The 15,984-nt window shown below is 74.6% G+C and carries 14 protein-coding genes and 3 pseudogenes; 8 read left to right on the top strand and 9 right to left on the bottom strand.

Annotation, left to right across the window (positions count from 1 at the left end; all coding sequences use genetic code 11):
* Positions 1 to 10: 10 nt before the first annotated feature.
* Both ABEB13_RS09355 and ABEB13_RS09350 read right to left on the bottom strand, forming a co-directional pair.
* Entirely contained in the window at positions 11 to 1,423 is a 1,413-nt protein-coding gene (locus ABEB13_RS09355) for a glycoside hydrolase family 47 protein (protein WP_345705107.1), read from the bottom strand.
* A 143-nt stretch (positions 1,424 to 1,566) separates the two neighbouring features.
* Positions 1,567 to 2,934, bottom strand: coding sequence for an NAD(P)/FAD-dependent oxidoreductase (locus tag ABEB13_RS09350; protein ID WP_345705106.1), 1,368 nt, complete (start codon positions 2,932 to 2,934; stop codon positions 1,567 to 1,569).
* Positions 2,935 to 3,061: 127 nt separating this feature from the next.
* Between ABEB13_RS09350 and ABEB13_RS09345 the strand changes: the two genes are divergently transcribed.
* From ABEB13_RS09345 to purB, 4 genes and pseudogenes are all read left to right on the top strand, one after another.
* Positions 3,062 to 3,823 carry a HipA family kinase gene (locus ABEB13_RS09345; RefSeq protein WP_345705105.1) on the top strand — a complete coding sequence of 254 codons (762 nt, stop codon included), beginning with the start codon at positions 3,062 to 3,064 and terminating at the stop codon, positions 3,821 to 3,823.
* Complete coding sequence (locus ABEB13_RS09340; protein WP_345705104.1) at positions 3,813 to 4,208, top strand: DUF3037 domain-containing protein; 396 nt, start codon at positions 3,813 to 3,815, stop codon at positions 4,206 to 4,208. Before ABEB13_RS09345 ends, ABEB13_RS09340 begins: the two co-directional genes overlap by 11 nt.
* Before the next feature lie 70 nt (positions 4,209 to 4,278).
* The gene (locus ABEB13_RS09335; protein ID WP_100891252.1) at positions 4,279 to 4,725 is read left to right on the top strand and encodes a MarR family winged helix-turn-helix transcriptional regulator; all 447 of its coding nucleotides are present in this window, start codon (positions 4,279 to 4,281) and stop codon (positions 4,723 to 4,725) included.
* A 403-nt stretch (positions 4,726 to 5,128) separates the two neighbouring features.
* Positions 5,129 to 6,567, top strand: a pseudogene (gene purB / locus ABEB13_RS09330) (adenylosuccinate lyase).
* A 75-nt stretch (positions 6,568 to 6,642) separates the two neighbouring features.
* Here purB and ABEB13_RS09325 read toward each other — a convergent pair.
* Together ABEB13_RS09325 and ABEB13_RS09320 are read right to left on the bottom strand one after the other, a co-directional pair.
* On the bottom strand, positions 6,643 to 8,133 hold the full coding sequence (locus ABEB13_RS09325; protein ID WP_345705103.1) for an MFS transporter: 1,491 nt from the start codon (positions 8,131 to 8,133) through the stop codon (positions 6,643 to 6,645).
* 74 nt (positions 8,134 to 8,207) lie between these two features.
* A complete protein-coding gene (locus ABEB13_RS09320; protein ID WP_345705102.1) occupies positions 8,208 to 9,113 on the bottom strand; it encodes an AurF N-oxygenase family protein in 906 nt (301 codons plus the stop codon).
* Positions 9,114 to 9,237: 124 nt separating this feature from the next.
* Between ABEB13_RS09320 and ABEB13_RS09315 the strand changes: the two genes are divergently transcribed.
* Positions 9,238 to 10,233: a PHP domain-containing protein gene (locus ABEB13_RS09315; RefSeq protein WP_345705101.1), complete on the top strand. Its 996-nt coding sequence runs from the start codon at positions 9,238 to 9,240 to the stop codon at positions 10,231 to 10,233.
* Between the two features lie 55 nt (positions 10,234 to 10,288).
* Here ABEB13_RS09315 and ABEB13_RS09310 read toward each other — a convergent pair whose 3' ends face one another.
* Positions 10,289 to 11,110 (bottom strand): tyrosine-protein phosphatase, encoded by an 822-nt coding sequence (locus ABEB13_RS09310; protein ID WP_345705100.1) that lies wholly within the window; start codon positions 11,108 to 11,110, stop codon positions 10,289 to 10,291.
* A 237-nt stretch (positions 11,111 to 11,347) separates the two neighbouring features.
* On the opposite strand from ABEB13_RS09310, the gene ABEB13_RS09305 reads away from it, so the two are divergent.
* Entirely contained in the window at positions 11,348 to 11,914 is a 567-nt protein-coding gene (locus ABEB13_RS09305) for a DJ-1/PfpI family protein (protein ID WP_345705099.1), read from the top strand.
* A gap of 79 nt (positions 11,915 to 11,993) precedes the next feature.
* On the opposite strand, the gene ABEB13_RS09300 is transcribed toward ABEB13_RS09305, so the two are convergent.
* Together ABEB13_RS09300 and ABEB13_RS09295 are read right to left on the bottom strand one after the other, a co-directional pair.
* Positions 11,994 to 12,929 (bottom strand): carbohydrate kinase family protein, encoded by a 936-nt coding sequence (locus tag ABEB13_RS09300; RefSeq protein ID WP_345705098.1) that lies wholly within the window; start codon positions 12,927 to 12,929, stop codon positions 11,994 to 11,996.
* A 42-nt stretch (positions 12,930 to 12,971) separates the two neighbouring features.
* Positions 12,972 to 13,820, bottom strand: a complete 849-nt coding sequence (locus tag ABEB13_RS09295) for an alpha/beta fold hydrolase (RefSeq protein ID WP_345705097.1) — start codon at positions 13,818 to 13,820, stop codon at positions 12,972 to 12,974.
* Between ABEB13_RS09295 and ABEB13_RS09290 the strand changes: the two genes are divergently transcribed.
* The gene (locus tag ABEB13_RS09290) at positions 13,809 to 14,414 is read left to right on the top strand and encodes a TIGR03086 family metal-binding protein (RefSeq protein WP_345705096.1); all 606 of its coding nucleotides are present in this window, start codon (positions 13,809 to 13,811) and stop codon (positions 14,412 to 14,414) included. The two genes, ABEB13_RS09295 and ABEB13_RS09290, sit on opposite strands and share 12 nt — an antisense overlap.
* 57 nt (positions 14,415 to 14,471) lie before the next feature.
* Here ABEB13_RS09290 and ABEB13_RS09285 read toward each other — a convergent pair.
* Positions 14,472 to 14,860 (bottom strand): annotated as a pseudogene (locus ABEB13_RS09285) (SCO5389 family protein).
* Between the two features lie 266 nt (positions 14,861 to 15,126).
* On the opposite strand from ABEB13_RS09285, the gene ABEB13_RS09280 reads away from it, so the two are divergent.
* Positions 15,127 to 15,381 carry a DUF2630 family protein gene (locus ABEB13_RS09280; RefSeq protein WP_345705095.1) on the top strand — a complete coding sequence of 85 codons (255 nt, stop codon included), beginning with the start codon at positions 15,127 to 15,129 and terminating at the stop codon, positions 15,379 to 15,381.
* Between the two features lie 130 nt (positions 15,382 to 15,511).
* Here ABEB13_RS09280 and ABEB13_RS40435 read toward each other — a convergent pair.
* A pseudogene (locus tag ABEB13_RS40435) lies at positions 15,512 to 15,913 on the bottom strand (ferritin-like domain-containing protein); the annotation flags it as partial.
* Positions 15,914 to 15,984: the final 71 nt, after the last annotated feature.

The raw sequence follows: 15,984 nt of genomic DNA, 5'->3' as shown, positions 1-15,984 counted from the left end.
CGGCGCCCGCTCAGCCGCGGACGGCGCCGCGCAGCAGCTTCCCCTCCGTCGACAGCAGCCCGGAGCGGTAGTCGAAGCGCGGCGCCGCCGCGAACATCAGGTACAGGTACTTCGGGTTCTCCGCGAACCAGTACCCCGGGGTCAGGTCGCCCCGCCGGACGGGCGAGACCTCGTCGGCGACGGTGTAGCCGCCCGGCACCCGCAGGTTGTCCCGCAGCCCCTGGAAGTACCGGTACGCGGTCTCCTTGAAGGACGCCTCGCCGGTGAGCCGCCACAGGTCGAAGGAGGAGTTGACGTACTCGGGCCGCAGGTCGTTGCGGCCCGAGACCACCGAGGCACTCCCGTAGTCGATCGCCTCCGGCACCACCGCGTTGTTGCCGAGGATCATCGTCCAGGTGCCGTAGTAGTCCCGGGCGGCCGCCAGGTCCCCGCCCTTGCCGAGCAGGCCGGCGTAGAACGAGCCGAGTTCGGAGGCCTGCCGCCCGACGGTCTTCCCGCTGGCGTAGTCGACCTGCCGGTACCAGGCGTAGCCGCCGCGCTGCTCCAGCTGGCGGCGCGCCACCGCGTCCGTCAGCAGCCGGTACCAGTCGCGCAGCTCGCCGTCGCCGAACAGCTCGGCGCCCGCCCAGAGGTACTCGTAGAACGAGTCGACCGGCGGGTTGGGCGCGCAGGAGGTGGTGTCCTTCCAGCGGCCGGTCTCGATGTGCAGCGAGGTGCCGAGCAGGTCGATCCCGGACCGGCGCTGGACGACCGCCCGCATCGCCCGCTTGGCCGCGTCCCAGTACTTCTGGTCGCCCGTCAGCTGCGACAGCAGACCGAACTCCAGGATGTTGGAGCCGATCTCGGCGAGCGGGCTGGTGGTGCCGGAGACCGCGCCGGTGCGCAGGTTGACGTATCGGTAGGGCATGCCGGTGGGGGAGCGGGTGAAGGCGGGCAGCAGCCGGTCGGCGAGCTCCCGGCAGCGGTCCAGCAGGGCCTGCCGCCCGGTGCACAGGTGGCCGGCCAGCAGCCCGCCGACCAGCCGGATGACGGCCTCGAAGACCTGGACGTCGGCGTCGGCTGCCGGGTCGAGGTGCGCCTCGATCCAGTCGGCGCCGAGCCTGACGTCGTCGTCCAGCTCCATCAGCCACAGCGTGTCGAGCGCCTCCACGATCGACAGGCCGAACGAGTGCCCGCCGGCGAAGAAGTCGTTGTGGGTGCCGGAGACCGGACGGACCTCGTCGTAGCCCCAGGCGGCCTGCTTGTAGCCCTCCCAGCTGTGCACGAACTCGTCCCGGATCTCACGGGCGGCGGTGCGGTCCGCAGGCAGGTCGTAGGCGGGTGCGGCGAAGGCCGCCGCGGGCCGGGCGAGCGCGGCGCCTGCGGTGGCCGCCGCGGCGGCGGACAGCACGGTACGGCGGCGGGGCAGGGAGATGGGTCGCATGCTGCCGGACGCTAATCGCGGCGACGCTGCGTGGTCCGACAATCACGCCAGCACGCGTGTCGGCGCTACCGCCCAGGTCAGAGCGGTAGCGCCGGAGCCGGGTCGGCGGGCGGATTCACCCGACCGGTACCGGTGGCCGTCCGTCAGGTGGCGGAGCCCTTCGCCAGCAGCGACTGGGCGTGCTCACGGACCTGGTCCCGGGTCAGATACGCGTCGGTGTACTCGAAGTCCTGCAGCCGGGCCGGCTGCCGGGCCAGGAACCCGGTCCGCACGAAGTCGTCGCCGGCGGTCGCGTTGAGCAGCCAGTTCGCGCCCACCCGGAACTTGCCGGCATTCGTCCGCATCGCCATCAGGTGGTAGCTGCGGGCCACCAACTGCGCCGGGACACCGTGCAGTTCGATACCGAGCGGCTTGGAGACGGCATCCTTGCCGCCGAGGTCCACCACCAGGCCGAGGTCCTTGTGGTAGTACGGCTCCAACGGCTGGTTGCGCAGCGCGGCGGCCACGTTGTCGGCGACCGCCTTGCCCTGCCGGGCCGCGTGCTGGGCGGTGGGCGGGCAGACCGCCCCGTCGCCCTTGGCGAGGTCCGGCACCGCGGACGCGTCGCCGATCGCGAAGACGCCGTCGAACTGCGGCACCCGCATCTCCGCGGTCACCGCGATCCGGCCGCGCACGGTCTCCGCGTCGAGGGTCCTGATCAGCGGGCTGGCCGTGACACCGGCCGTCCAGATCAGCGTCCGGCTCGGCAGCACCCGGCCGTCGGTGAACTTGACGCTCTCCGCGCCGACCTCCGCGACCGAGACGCCGAGCGACACCTCGACGCCCCGCCGGCGCAGGATCTCCAGCGCGGTGGTGCCGAGCTTGTCGCCGAGCTCGGGCATCAGCTTCGGGGCGATGTCGATCAGGTGCCACTTGATCAGGCGCGGGTCCAGCCGCGGGTAGCGGCGGATCGCCGCGGTGGTGAGCCGCTGCAGGCAGGCCGCCGTCTCGGTGCCCGCGTACCCGCCGCCGACCACCACGAACTGCAGCCGGGACTCCCGCTCGTGCTGGTCCAGCGTGGCCGAGGCCAGGTCGAGCTGGGCGATCACGTGGTCGCGGACGTACGCCGCCTCGGCCAGCGTCTTCATCCCGCGCGCGTAGTCGGTGAGGCCGGGGATGTCGAACGTCCGGGTCACGCTGCCCGGCGCGAGTACCAGGTAGTCGTACCGCTGCGCCACCACCTCGTCGGTGATCTTGCGGACCACGATCACCTTGGACCGCGGGTCCACGCCGATCGCCCCGCCCGGCACGATGTGCGTGCGGCGCAGCGTGCGGCGCAGCGACACCGCCACCGACTGCGGAGTGAGGACCCCGGCGGCGACGTGCGGCAACAGCGGCAGGTAGAGCTGGTAGCCGAACGGGGTGACGAGCGAGATCTCCGCGTCGGCGGGTGCGAGCTTGTGTTCCAGCCGGCGGGCGCACTCCAGTCCGGCGAAGCCGCCGCCGACGATCACGATCCGAGGTCGCTCCATCGTCCATCCCTCACGTGCTGGTCCGAGCCGCACAGGGCTACTGTCCCGCCACACTCGCACGGACGAACGGCGCCTGCCACCGCAGTGCGGCGCCGCCCGGCCCGCGCCCGGTCGGTACGCTGGCCCGATGCTCACCGAGGTGACGGCGCTCCGCTATGTGACGCCACTGCGAGAAGGCGGGTCCATGCCGGGCCTGATCGAGGCCGACGACCGGCGGCTGTACGTGCTCAAGTGGTGCGGCGCCGCGCAGGGCCGCAAGGCGCTGATCGCCGAGGTGCTGGCCGGTGAACTCGGCCGCGGACTCGGCCTGCCGGTGCCCGAACTCGTCCTGCTCGACCTCGATCCGGTGCTCGCCCGCAGCGAGCCCGAGGTGCAGATCCAGGACCAGATGCGGGCCAGCGGGGGAGCCAACCTCGGCATGGCCTTCGTCAGCGGCGCGCTCAACTTCGACCCGCTCTGCTTCGACGTCGATCCCGAACTCGCCGGGCAGGTCCTCTGGTTCGACGCGCTGATCGGCAACGTGGACCGCTCCTGGCGCAACCCCAACATGCTGATGGCGGCCGGCGGGCTGCGGCTGATCGACCACGGCGCCACCCTGATCTTCCACCACCACTGGCCCGGCGCGGCCGGCTGGATCCCCCGCCGGTACGACGCCGGGGACCACGCCCTGCTGCGCGCCGCGCCGGACCTCAAGGCCGCCGACGCCGAACTCGCCCCGCGCGCCGCGGCGGCCCTGGAGGCCGCGCTGGAGGCCGTCCCCGATGTCTGGCTGACCGACGAGCCGGGCTTCGAGGGCCCGGAGGCGCTCCGCGCCGCGTACCGCGCACAGCTGACGGCCCGCCTGGCGGGCCCCGCGACTGGCTCCCGGAGGTGGCCCGATGACCGGTGACGACACCAGGTACGACGACTACGAGTACGCCGTCGTCCGGGCGGTGCCGCGGGTCGAACGCGGCGAGTTCGTCAACGTGGGGGTGCTGCTCTACTGCCGGCAGAGCGGCTACCTCGGTGCCCGCACCCACCTCGACCAAGGGCGGCTGCTGGCGCTCGACCCGGTCGCGGACGTCGCCGCGGTGCGCCGGGCGCTGCACGGCGTGGAGGGCGTGTGCGGCGGCGCCGAGGCGGCCGGCCCGGCCGCCGGGGACAGCCCCGGTCAGCGGTTCCGCTGGCTGACCGCGCCCCGCAGCGCGGTGCTGCAGCCCGGCCCGGTGCACACCGGCCTGACCGCCGACCCGGAGGCCGAACTGCGGCACCTCTTCGAGCAGCTGGTGCTCTGAGCCGTACCGGCCCGATCCTTTGGTCACTCGAATCTGGAGCTGGTGAACCATCTCGTCGTACGCTGTGCCCATGGGCACCTCAGCCACCACCGCACCGTCCACCACGGACCTGATGGAGTCGGTCGCCGCCGTCGGCGCCGCCTACTTCCAGGACTTCGCCGCGGCGGCCGCCCGGCACGGCCTGAACTCCTCGCAGGCGAAGGCCCTCAAGGCCGTCCTGGAGCCGGTGCCGATGCGGGCGCTGGCCGGCCGGCTCGGCTGCGACGCCTCCAACGTGACGGGCATCGTCGACCGGCTGGAGGCCCTCGGGCTCGCCCACCGGGAGGCCGCCGCCGGCGACCGCCGGGTGAAGATCGTCGGCATCACCGACCAGGGCCGCGAGGTCCTGGAGCGGATCCGCACCGACATGGTCCGCGCACACGAGGCCTTCGACAGCCTCGACCCCGAGCAGCGCACGGCCCTGGACGGGCTCTGCCGCCAGGTGCTGCCCCTGCTCACCGGCACCCGCCCGGCCTGACACCCCGCGGCCCGGGCCTCGAGGCGCGCCGGTGCCGAAGGCCCGGGAGGACCGGGCGGAGTGGGGAACCGGGCGGGCGGGAGAGGGCGGGCAGCTGCCCTTCCGCCGCGCGCAGTTCCCCGCGCCCCTGGTGGTGGACCCGCCACGGGAAGCTCCCGCCCCGAGCCGAAGGGCGCGCCGGTGCCGAAGGCCCGGGAGGACCGGGCGGAGTGGGGAACCGGGCGGGCGGGAGAGGGCGGGCAGCTGCCCTTCCGCCGCGCGCAGTTCCCCGCGCCCCTGGTGGTGGACCCGCCACGGGAAGCGCCCGTCCCGAGCGACGAACATCGGCACCAGGCCGGAGCGCCCGGAGGCGAGCGGGCGAAGGAGCAGCCGGCGGCGTCCGCGCTGACCTCGACTGTTAGGCTTGCGAAGCGTGAGCGCGAAGCCCCAGATCCCCAATGTCCTGGCCTCCCGGTACGCCTCGGCGACCCTGGCCCAGCTGTGGTCCCCCGAGCACAAGGTGGTCCTCGAGCGCCACCTGTGGCTCGCCGTGCTGAAGGCCCAGCAGGACCTCGGCATCGAGGTCCCGGCCGGCGCCGTCGCCGACTACGAGCGCGTCGTCGACCAGGTCGACCTGGAGTCGATCGCCGCCCGTGAGCGGGTCACCCGGCACGACGTCAAGGCCCGCATCGAGGAGTTCAGCGACCTCGCCGGCCACGAGCAGATCCACAAGGGCATGACCTCGCGCGATCTCACCGAGAACGTCGAGCAGCTGCAGATCAAGCAGTCCCTGGAGCACGTCCGGGACCGCACCGTCGCCGTCCTCGTCCGTCTCGGCAGCCTCTCCGCCCAGTACGGCGAGCTGGTCATGGCCGGCCGCTCCCACAACGTCGCCGCCCAGGCCACCACCCTCGGCAAGCGCTTCGCCACTGTCGCCGACGAGCTGCTGGTCGCCTTCGCGCGGCTGGAGGAGCTCATCGCGCGCTACCCGCTGCGCGGCATCAAGGCCCGGTCGGCACCGCGCAGGACATGCTCGACCTGCTGGGCGGCGACGCCGACAAGCTCGCCGAGCTGGAGCGCCGGGTCGCCGGCCACCTCGGCTTCGACAACGTGCTCACCAGCGTCGGCCAGGTCTACCCGCGCTCGCTGGACTTCGAGGTCGTCACCGCCCTCGTCCAGCTCTCCGCCGCGCCGTCCAGCCTCGCCAAGACCATCCGCCTGATGGCCGGCCACGAGCTGGTCACCGAGGGCTTCAAGGCCGGCCAGGTCGGCTCCTCGGCCATGCCGCACAAGATGAACACCCGCTCCTGCGAGCGCGTCAACGGCCTCGCCGTCATCCTGCGCGGCTACGCGTCGATGACCGCCGAGCTCGGCGGCGACCAGTGGAACGAGGGCGACGTCTCCTGCTCCGTCGTCCGCCGGGTCGCCCTGCCGGACGCGTTCTTCGCCTTCGACGGCCTGCTGGAGACCTTCCTGACCGTCCTCGACGAGTTCGGCGCCTTCCCGGCCGTGATCGAGGCCGAGCTCGACCGCTACCTGCCGTTCCTGGCCACCACCAAGGTCCTGATGGGCGCGGTGCGGGCCGGCGTCGGCCGGGAGACCGCGCACGAGGTCATCAAGGAGCACGCCGTCGCGTCCGCGCTCGCCATGCGCGAGGGCGCCCGCGAGAACGCCCTGCTCGGCCGCCTCGCCGACGACGAGCGGATCCCGCTCGACCGGGCCGCCCTCGACGCGCTGCTCGCCGACCGGCTCTCCTTCACCGGCGCGGCCGGCGCCCAGGTCGCAGAGATCGTCCGCCGCATCGAGGCCGTCGCCGACGCCCACCCTGCCGCCGCCAAGTACGCGCCCGGCGACATCCTGTAACGGCTCTCCCCGGGACTCTCCGGGGCACGCCCCCAGGGGCGCGGAGGACTGCGCAGTCCTCCGCGCCCCTGTCGGTCAGCCGGCCCGGTCGACCGGGTGCCCCGGGTCCATGGGCGGGGTCGTGGTGTCGCACCGCCAGCCGCAGTTGGGTTCGGCGATCTCCCGTTCGGGCTCCAGCGCGTCGCTGCGGATGGTGAGCAGGGCCAGCAGGCCACCGGTGGCGAGCAGGCCGGCGCAGATCAGCATCGCGGTGCGGAACGCGTCGTCGACCTCGGCCGGCACCCGGTAGGCGCTTCCGCTCAGACCGGCCAGCGCCGGCAGGGCCGCCACGGCGAGCAGTCCGGCGGCGCGCGCCGCCGCGTTGTTGACCCCGCTGGCGATGCCGGCCCGCCGGACGTCCACCGCGGCCAGGACGGTCGCGGTCAGCGGCGCCACGAGCAGCGTCATGCCGGCCCCGAGGACGGTCACGGCCGGCAGCACGTCCGTCCAGTAGGACGCGCCCGGCCCGATCCGCAGCATCAACAGCACCCCGGCGGCACAGATCATCGGGCCGAGGAACAGCGGCAGCCGCGGGCCGACGGTGCGGCCCAGCCGGCCGGCGCGACTGGAGAACGCCAGCATCAGCAGGGTGATCGGCACCAGCGCCACACCCGCCGTCAGCGGGCTGAAGCCCGAGACGATCTGCAGCTGCACCGTCAGCAGCAGGAAGATCCCGCTGAAGGCGGCGTACACGCAGAGCGTCACCAGGTTCACCGAGCTGAACAGGCGCGAGGAGAAGAGCTCCATCGGCAGCATCGCGTGCGGGGTGCGTCGCTCCACCAGCACGAACGCGACCCCGCAGAGCACCCCGAGCAGCCCGGCGGCCGGGGCCGCGGCGCTGCTGACGTCGGTGAGCGCGTACGTCACCCCGGCGAGGGCGAGGGCGGCGAGCACGGCGCCGCGGACATCGAAGCGGCCCGGGTCGTCCGGATCCCGGGTCTCCGGGACGTGCCGGGCCGAGACGGCGACCACCACGACGGCCACCGGCACGTTCAGCAGGAAGATCCACCGCCAGCCCGGGCCGCTCACCAGCCATCCGCCGAGGAACGGGCCCACCGCGGCGGCCACCCCGCCCAGCCCCGACCAGGCGCCAACCGCGCCGGCCCGGTCGTCGGGCTGGAAGACCGCCTGCAGCATGGCGAGCGAGCCGGGGGTCAGCAGCGCGCCGCCGACGCCCTGCAGGGCCCGGGCCGCGATCAGCACCTCGATGGTCGGCGCCGCGGCGCAGATCGCGGAGGCCGCCGCGAACCAGCAGACCCCGATCACGAACACCTTGCGCCGTCCGTACCGGTCGCCCAGCGAACCGCCGAGCAGGATCAGCGCGGCGAGGGTGAGCAGATAGGCGTTGACCGTCCACTGGAGCTGCGCCAGCGACGCGTCCAGGTCCTCGCCGATGCGTGGCAGGGCGACGTTGACCACCGTGCCGTCGAGCATCGCCATGCCGGACCCGAGCACCGTCGCCAGCAGCACCCACCGGGCGCGTGCCGAGCCGAGCCGGAGTCCCTCTGCCGTTCCGTTGCCGTCCACCCTCCGATCCTGCGCCACGAACGCCCCCGGCCGCACCCCGCTCGGGCGGATCGCCCTGGGGGCGCTGCCGCCGCTCAGTGCGGGCCGAGCAGGCCGGCCCGGCGCCACTGCGGCGCCGTCCGCCGGTCGATCACGCCGATGTCGGTGAAGAACGTCATCGCCTTGCGCGCCCAGTCCACCCGGGTCTGCTGCCACGCCGGGTTCTGCGCGGCCGCCCGGCGGGCCTCCCGGGTGTCCAGCCCGGCCAGCGCGTACACCCGCGGCTGCACCAGTTCGGCCACCGCGAGCCGGGCCATCACCACCAGCCCGCGCCGGAACACCGCCCGCCGCGCCGGGGTCATCGCCGCCCACCGGCGCTCCAGCTCCGGCTTGGCGAAGCCGATGTGCCGGGCCTCCTCCACCACGTGGATCCGGGCCACCGCGCGCGCCAGTGGCTGGAGCGACTCGTCGCGGATCATCTCGCGCTGCATCGCGTCGGTGAACTCCTCGACGAAGATCGCCCCGGCGAAGGTCAGCGTGGTGTCGTTCAGCAGGAAGTGGATCTTCCCGCGGCGCTGCGCCCGGGCGGAGGCCCGCGCCGAGGGGTAGCCGGTGGCGGTGATGTAGCGGGCGAACATCGTCGAGTGCCGGCACTCGTCGGCCACCTCGGTCAGCGCGTACTGGGCGTGCGGGGTGGTCAGGTCGTCGTCGTAGACGTGCCGGATCAGCCCCTCCATCAGCACCAGCTCGAACCAGATGCCGGCCGCCGCGCTGGAGGCGAACTGGTGCACGCTGAGCTGCGCCTGCTGCCGGGGCGTCAGCCGGGACCACAGCGGGGTGCCGTGCAGCGAGACCCGGTGCGCCGGCAGGGCGAAGTCGTCCGGATCGACGGGGGCGTCCCAGTCGATCGCGGTGAGCGGGTCGTAGGTGTGCTTCGCGGAGGCGCGCAGCAGGCGTTCGGCGTTGGTCTCGCGGTCCTGGGTCGGCGTGGCGTCGCGCATCGGGGCTCCGGTGAGGGTGGGGGTGCCGGGCGGAGGTCGCCAGCAGTCAACCAGTTAGACGCCCTGTCAACAAGGCCTCCCGCGTCCGGGAGCGGCCTGCCGCGAACCCCGCCACACTGGGCCCATGGAGCCGGTCGCCGCCCTGGAACGCATCGCCTTCCTGCTGGAGCGCGAGGACGCCTCCCCGTACCGGGTGAAGGCCTTCCGCACCGCCGCCCACGCCGCCCGCGGCCTCCCCGACGGGCCCGTCGACACCGCGAGCGCCGCCCGGCTGCCCGGCGTCGGGCCGGTCACCGCCCAGGTCATCGCCGAGGCCTCGACCGGCGGGACCCCCGGCTATCTCGCCGACCTCATGGCACGCGCCGGCCCCCTCGCCGAGGGCGGCGAGGAGCTGCGGGCGGCCCTGCGCGGCGACTGCCACCTGCACTCCGATTGGTCCGACGGCGGCAGCCCGATCGCGACCATGGCCCGCACCGCCCGCGCCCTCGGCCACGAGTGGGCCGTGCTCACCGACCACTCGCCGCGCCTCACCGTCGCCCGCGGACTCACCGCCGAACGGCTGCGCGCCCAGATCGCCGAGGTCGCCGAGGTCAACCGCGCCCTTGCGCCCTTCCGGCTGCTCACCGGCATCGAGTGCGACATCCTCGACGACGGCGGTCTCGACCAGGACGAGGACCTGCTCGCCGAACTCGACCTGGTGGTCGCCTCCGTCCACTCCAAGCTGGCGATGGAACCGACCGCCATGACCCGGCGGATGGTCGCCGCCGTGCGCAACCCGCTGGTGGACGTCCTCGGCCACTGCACCGGCCGCCTGGTCGGCGGCAAGCGGGCCCGCGCCGAGTCCCGGTTCGACGCCGACGCGGTGTTCACCGCCTGCGCCGCGACCGGCACCGCGGTCGAGATCAACTGCCGTCCCGAGCGCCGCGACCCGCCCTCCCGGCTGATCGCCCGCGCGCTGGAGGCCGGCTGCCTGTTCTCCGTCGACACCGACGCCCACGCCCCTGGCCAGCTGGACTGGCAGGCCTACGGCTGCGCCCGGGCCGCGGCCGCGGGCGTCCCCGCCGACCGGGTGGCCAACACCCTGCCACTGGAGGCCCTGCTCGCCTGGACCTCCCGCTGACCCCCGGTGCCGGCCGGGACGGACCCGCGCCGCCGGGACGGCCCCGCGCGGCCGGTCAGAGCGTCAGGTTCTCCCGGAGACGGCCGAGGGTCTCGTCCTTGAGGCCGAGCGCGGCCCGGGCGTAGCACTCCGCGTCGCCCCAGCCGTCGGCCACCGCCTGCAGGGCGGCGTGCAGGTAGCCGGGCCTGACGCCGAACACCGCGTCGGCGATCTCCGGATCGCCGCCGGCTGCGGTGAACTCCGCCACCAGCGGCGCGAACTCGGCCCGGACGGCCGCCCCCACCGACAGGTACTCCGCCTCGACCGTCCGCACGTCCGCGCCGAGCAGCAGCAGGACGAGCGCCGTCGCCCAGCCGGTGCGGTCCTTGCCGGCCGTGCAGTGGAACAGCACCGGGCCGCCCTCCCGGTGGGCCAGCGCGGTCACCACCTGCCGGTAGGCGCGCCGCGCCGACTCGGCCGTCACGAACGCCCGGTATCCGGCCTCCAGCGCGCGGGCCGCGCCGCCGGACCGGAACTCGCCGTCCGACGCAGCCGGGTCGGCGAGCACCGCGGCCAGCCGGGCGGCCGTGCCGGTGCCGGTGGGATCGGCCATCACGTCGGCGACCAGCAGGTGGGCGCCGCCGGGCATCCGGTCCGGCCGCTCGGTGCGTTCCCGTTCGGTGCGCAGGTCGATCACCGTCCGGACGCCCAGCCGGGCGAAGACCGGATCGGCGGCCGCGTCCAGCCGGTCCAGCCCGCCGGAGCGGAACACCCGGCCGGCCCTGATCCGGCCGCCGGGGAACTCGATGCCGCCCAGGTCGCGCAGGTTGGCGACCGTGCTGGAGCCCACGATCTGCGAGCACTTCATGGCGACCTCCGGGCCAGGGACACGACTCATCTGCACGCTAGGCGCCGGCCCCGCCGGACGCTCGCGGAGCGCGTCCGCCGGGCTGACCCGACCGTCCGAACGGCGGGGGCGCGTGTCAAGGTCCAGGAGCGCACAGCAGGCGCACGCCGGAGCAGGCAGCGCACGCCGCCCGTGCATCGCGCGCCGCATTGCCCGGCGGCCCGACGGACGGCAGTGTGTGTCGGGGCTCACAGCAGGTGGGCGCAGCGAAGGGACGGTACCGCCGGCATGGCAGCCAAGGTTCTGATCGTCACCGGTGACGCGGCGGAGTCGCTGGAGGTCTTCTACCCCTACCAGCGGCTGCGGGAGGAGGGGTACGAGGTGCACATCGCGGCACCGTCCAGGAAGACCCTGCAGTTCGTCGTGCACGACTTCGTCGACGGCTTCGACACGTACACCGAGAAGCCGGGTTACACCTGGCCCGCCGACGTCGCCGTCGCCGACGTCGACCCGGCCGACTACGTCGCGCTGGTCATCCCGGGCGGCCGGGCGCCGGAGTACCTGCGCAACAACGCCGACGTGCAGCGGATCGTGGCGCACTTCTTCGAGCTCGACAAGCCGATCGCGCAGATCTGCCACGGCCCGCTGATCTCCCTGGTCGGCGGGGCACTCGCCGGCCGCCGCACGGCCGCCTACCCGGCCCTGGAGCCCGACGTCGTCGCCGGCGGGGCCGGTTACGTCGACGGCGAGGCCGTCGTCGACGGTGTCGTGGTCTCCGCCCGGGCCTGGCCGGACCACCCGGGCTGGATGCGCGCCTTCATCGAGGTACTGCGCGACAAGGCGCCGGTGGAGTAGCCGGAGCAGCACGGCCACCCGGGGCCGGCGCGGCGGCGACGCGGCGCCGGCCCCGGTGCGTGGCGGGTACGGCCGGTGGTCAGAGCCGGTCGGCCCACGGCGGGTTCGGTCCCGGCACCGCGCAGGTCAGCGCGGCCACCCGGGCGGCGAACCGGCAGGCCGCGGCGGTCTCGTCCACGGTCAGGCCGGCCGGGCGCCCACCGAGCAGGCCGCGCCCGCCCAGGTGGTGCAGCAGCCCCGCGGTGAACGCGTCCCCCGCACCGACGGTGTCGACCACCGTGACCGGCACCGCCGGCACCGTGATCCGCGTGCCGTCCAGTGACGCCAGCGCTCCGTCCGCGCCCAGCGTGATGACGACCAGCGGCGTCCCCGCGGCGTGGAAGCGGTCGCAGACCTCCTCCAGCGGCCTGCCCGGATACAGGTGGTCGAGGTCGTCGGAGCTGAGCCGCAGCAGGTCGGCCAGCTCGCACCAGCGCGGCAGCCGCTCCCGGTACCGCGCCGGGTCGACCAGCAGGGGCCGCACGTTGGGGTCGACGGACACCGTCGCGGTGGCCGCCGCGGCCGCCAGGAACTCCTCGATCGCCGGGCCGCCCGGATCGCGGGCGAGCGCGAGCGACCCGGTGTGCACGCAGACCGAGCCGTCGGCCGGCCGGGCCGCCAGCTCCGCGGCGGTCCACTGGAAGTCGGCGGTGCCCTCCGCGTGGAACGAGTAGACGGCCCGGCCCTCGGCGTCGAGTTCGGCGACGGCCAGGGTGCTGGGCTCGGGCGCCGCCACGCAGCCGGTGAGGTCGACCCCGGAGCCCTCCAGCTGACTGCGGAACAGCCGTCCGAACACGTCGCCCGACAGCCGGCCGCGGAAGCGGGTGGGTGTGCCGAGCCGGGCGAGGGCCACCGCGGTGTTGGCGGGCCCGCCGCCCGGGTGGACCCGCAGCGCGAGCTCGCCGGGGCCGCTGCCGGCGGCGTCGGTGAAGGCGTCGGCGACACATTCGCCGATGACGGTGACCGGGCTGCGCACGGCGGCTGACCTCCTGCACGGGGGCGGGGCTGACGGCGTCCATCATGCCGTCCGGCGCGGCGCCCGCGGCAGGCCGGTGCCGGTCGGTCGGCCCGCGCCGTCCGCGCCGTCCGCGCCGAGCAGGGCGGCGACGAACCGCCGCCGTTCGGCGGGGTGTTCGCCGAACCGCCGGGCCAGCGCGTGCCCGGCCCGCGGCAGATCCAGGCGGGTGAACGCGGACCGGGCGGCGAGGGCGTCCGCCACGGCGACGGTCACCGCGGCCGGAATGACGTCGTCGTGGCCGGGGACGGCCAGCACGGAGCGTCCGGTGAACGCCCGCAGCGACGTCAGGGCGGCCGAGTCCCGCCACGCGCCAGGCCGCCGGATCGCCTCGGTGAACCCGGCGCCGAACGGCAGCTCCCACGCGGCCCGCGGGTAGACGGCGGGCGCGCACAGCCCGATCGCCCGCACCCGGGGGCCGTAGGACGCGGTGAGGTCGGCGACGGTCTGGCCGCTCATGCTGAAGCCGGTCAGCACCAGGTCGTCCGCGCCGGCCCGCCGGTCGATCAGCGCCGCCGCCTGGCGCAGCCGGCGCCGCAGCGACAGCTCGGCGAGGGTGCCGGTGCTCGCGCCGTGGCCGGAGAAGTCGAGGGCCAGCACCCGGCAGCCGCGGCCCGCGAGGTCGTGGAGCAGCGCCTCCAGCCAACCCTGGTGGCTGTCCCCGGCGCCGTGCAGCACCACGGCGGTGACCGGTGGGCCCGGCACGGCGGGCGGCAGGTGGACGGCGGCGATCCGTTCGCCGTCGGTGTCGAGGTGGAATCGCTCCATGCCGGTCACCACGTCCGGGCGCCGGCCGGGGTTCCAGGTGCCGGGTCGGCCGATCGGGTGAAAGGTGGAGGCATGGTCGTTCATGTCGACGAGGTGCTGCACTTCTACGAGAACGCGCAGGAGGCCGTCGGCCGCCAGGTACGGGCGGCGGCCGACGGCGCGCTGTGGCCGGGGCCGACGCCGTGCGCCGACTGGAGCGTGCGGGAGCTGGCCAACCACGTGGCCTCCGAGCAGCTGTGGGCCCCCGCGCTGCTGGCCGGCCGGACGGTCGCCGAGGTCGGCGACCGCTTCGACGGCGACGTCCTCGGCGACGATCCCGCCGGGGTGTGGACGGCCTGCGCCGCGGCGGCCCTGGCGGCGTTCGCGGAGCCGGGGGCGCTGCAGCGCACCGTGCACCTCTCCTACGGCGAGCGCCCGTCGCTCGACTACTGCCGGGAGATGACGGTGGACGCGATCGTGCACGCCTGGGACCTGGCGGTCGGGGTCGGCGCCGATGCCGGGATCGACCCGGCGGCGGCCGAGTTCGCGCTCGCCCAGGTGACGCCGTACGCCGACGGGCTGGCCTCCTCCGGAGTGTTCGGCCCGCCCGTTCCGGTGCCGCCCGGAGCGGACGCGCAGACCCGGCTGCTCGGCCTGCTGGGCCGGGATCCGGCCGACCCGCTGCACACCGCGGGCTGACGCCCGCCGGTCCGCTGCCCACCCGTCCGTCCTGCCCACCCGCCCGCCTGCCTGGCGTCAGCAGCTGCGCAGGCCCGGCACCTGGTTGAGCAGCTGGGCGCGGACGGAGGTGAAGCGCCGGTACGCCTCGCCCTGCTCGCCGCCCGGACGGAAGACCGCCACCCGGTGGCAGTTCTGGAAGGCCAGCACGACGTCGAAGTGCCGCTCCAGGCTGCCGCGGATCGCGTCACTGGCCATCGCGCGCAGCAGTTCGGCCCGCTCGGCCTCGCTCGGCGCGACCGTGTTGTCGGCGAACTCCTCGGGGAGTCGTGCAGTTCGTCCGTCAGCTCGGCGACCAGCCGGTACGCGTACGGCAGCGAGGTGCGGACGGTGTCGATGAACTCGGCGTCGTCGACCTCGCCGTGCTCGGCCTTCTCCAGCAGGGCGGTGGGGACGTTCAGGGACATGGGTGGCTCCATTCGACAGTTATTGGAAGCGAAAACCATTGCCAACAATGACCATCCTGATCCTGGCCCTGACGTGGTGTCAACCCGCCCCTCACCCGCACGGGTGCAGGCGCCCCCACGGCCGCCCCGCGGCCGCCACACCGCCGCCCGGGGCACGCGGGCCTGCGGCGGCCGCGGCGAAACAGCGGCCGAATCGGCCTAGGCTGAAAGGAGGGGCGGGCTCGGGGACAAGGTCGTACGGACGGAGGTGCCCGGTGGAACAGCAGGTGAGCGAAGGGACCGACCGGCGGATCCTGGACCGCATCGGGGAGATGGTGGAGGCCGAGCGCGTCCTGCGGGAGCAGCTGGCCGCCGGCCGCATCGACCCCGAGGTCGAACAGCAGCGGCTGCACGAACTGGAGGCGGAACTCGACCAGTGCTGGGACCTGCTGCGCCAGCGCCGCGCGCGGGCCGACGCCGGCGAGGATCCGAATCTGGCGGCCGTCCGCAGCGTCGAGGACGTCGAGCGCTACGAGTCGTGAGGCCCGGCCGGCGGTCCGGCGGCGGCCGGGTCGGCGGCCCCGGGGTCCCGGTGCGGGCTGCGACGGCGCCCGCCAGTTCGCCGGCGTTGCGTTCGACGTCGGCGACGAGGGCCTCGATCAGCCGCCGGCTCCCGGCGTCGCGGTTGCCCAGCCAGGCCGCGATCTCCCGGTACGAGGCGACGACGATCCGCTCGGCCCGCAGGTCACGGGCGAGCATGGTGGTCAGGGCGGCCTCGCCGGGGACCGAGTAGTCGGTGTGCGCCCGCTGGGCGAGCGTGTCCGGGTCGAAGTTGGGGTGCCCGCCGAGCGCGACGATCCGCTCGGCGACCGCCACGGCGTGCCGCATCCCCTGCTCGGCGTGGTCGGTGAAGAGTGCGGCGATCCCGCGCTCACCGGTGCCCTGGACGGCCAGCGCGTTCCTGGTGCGGCGCAGCCAGCCGACCACCTCGGTCGCGATCACGTCGTTCAGGACGCTCACCACCTGCTCCTCCGGCAGGCGCCCGGTGGGGCCGGTTGCCGGTTGCGCGCTCATCGTCCGGTGCGCCTCGCGGCTGATCCTGGTCACGTCGACGGCGAAGTCGGTCATGGCGGTGCCTCCTCGGG

It is taken from the genome of Kitasatospora paranensis (genome assembly GCF_039544005.1).
Classification (GTDB): Bacteria; Actinomycetota; Actinomycetes; order Streptomycetales; family Streptomycetaceae; genus Kitasatospora; species Kitasatospora paranensis.
The sequence above is the reverse complement of the archived record's forward strand: the minus strand, read 5'-3'. Positions and strand labels throughout refer to the sequence as shown.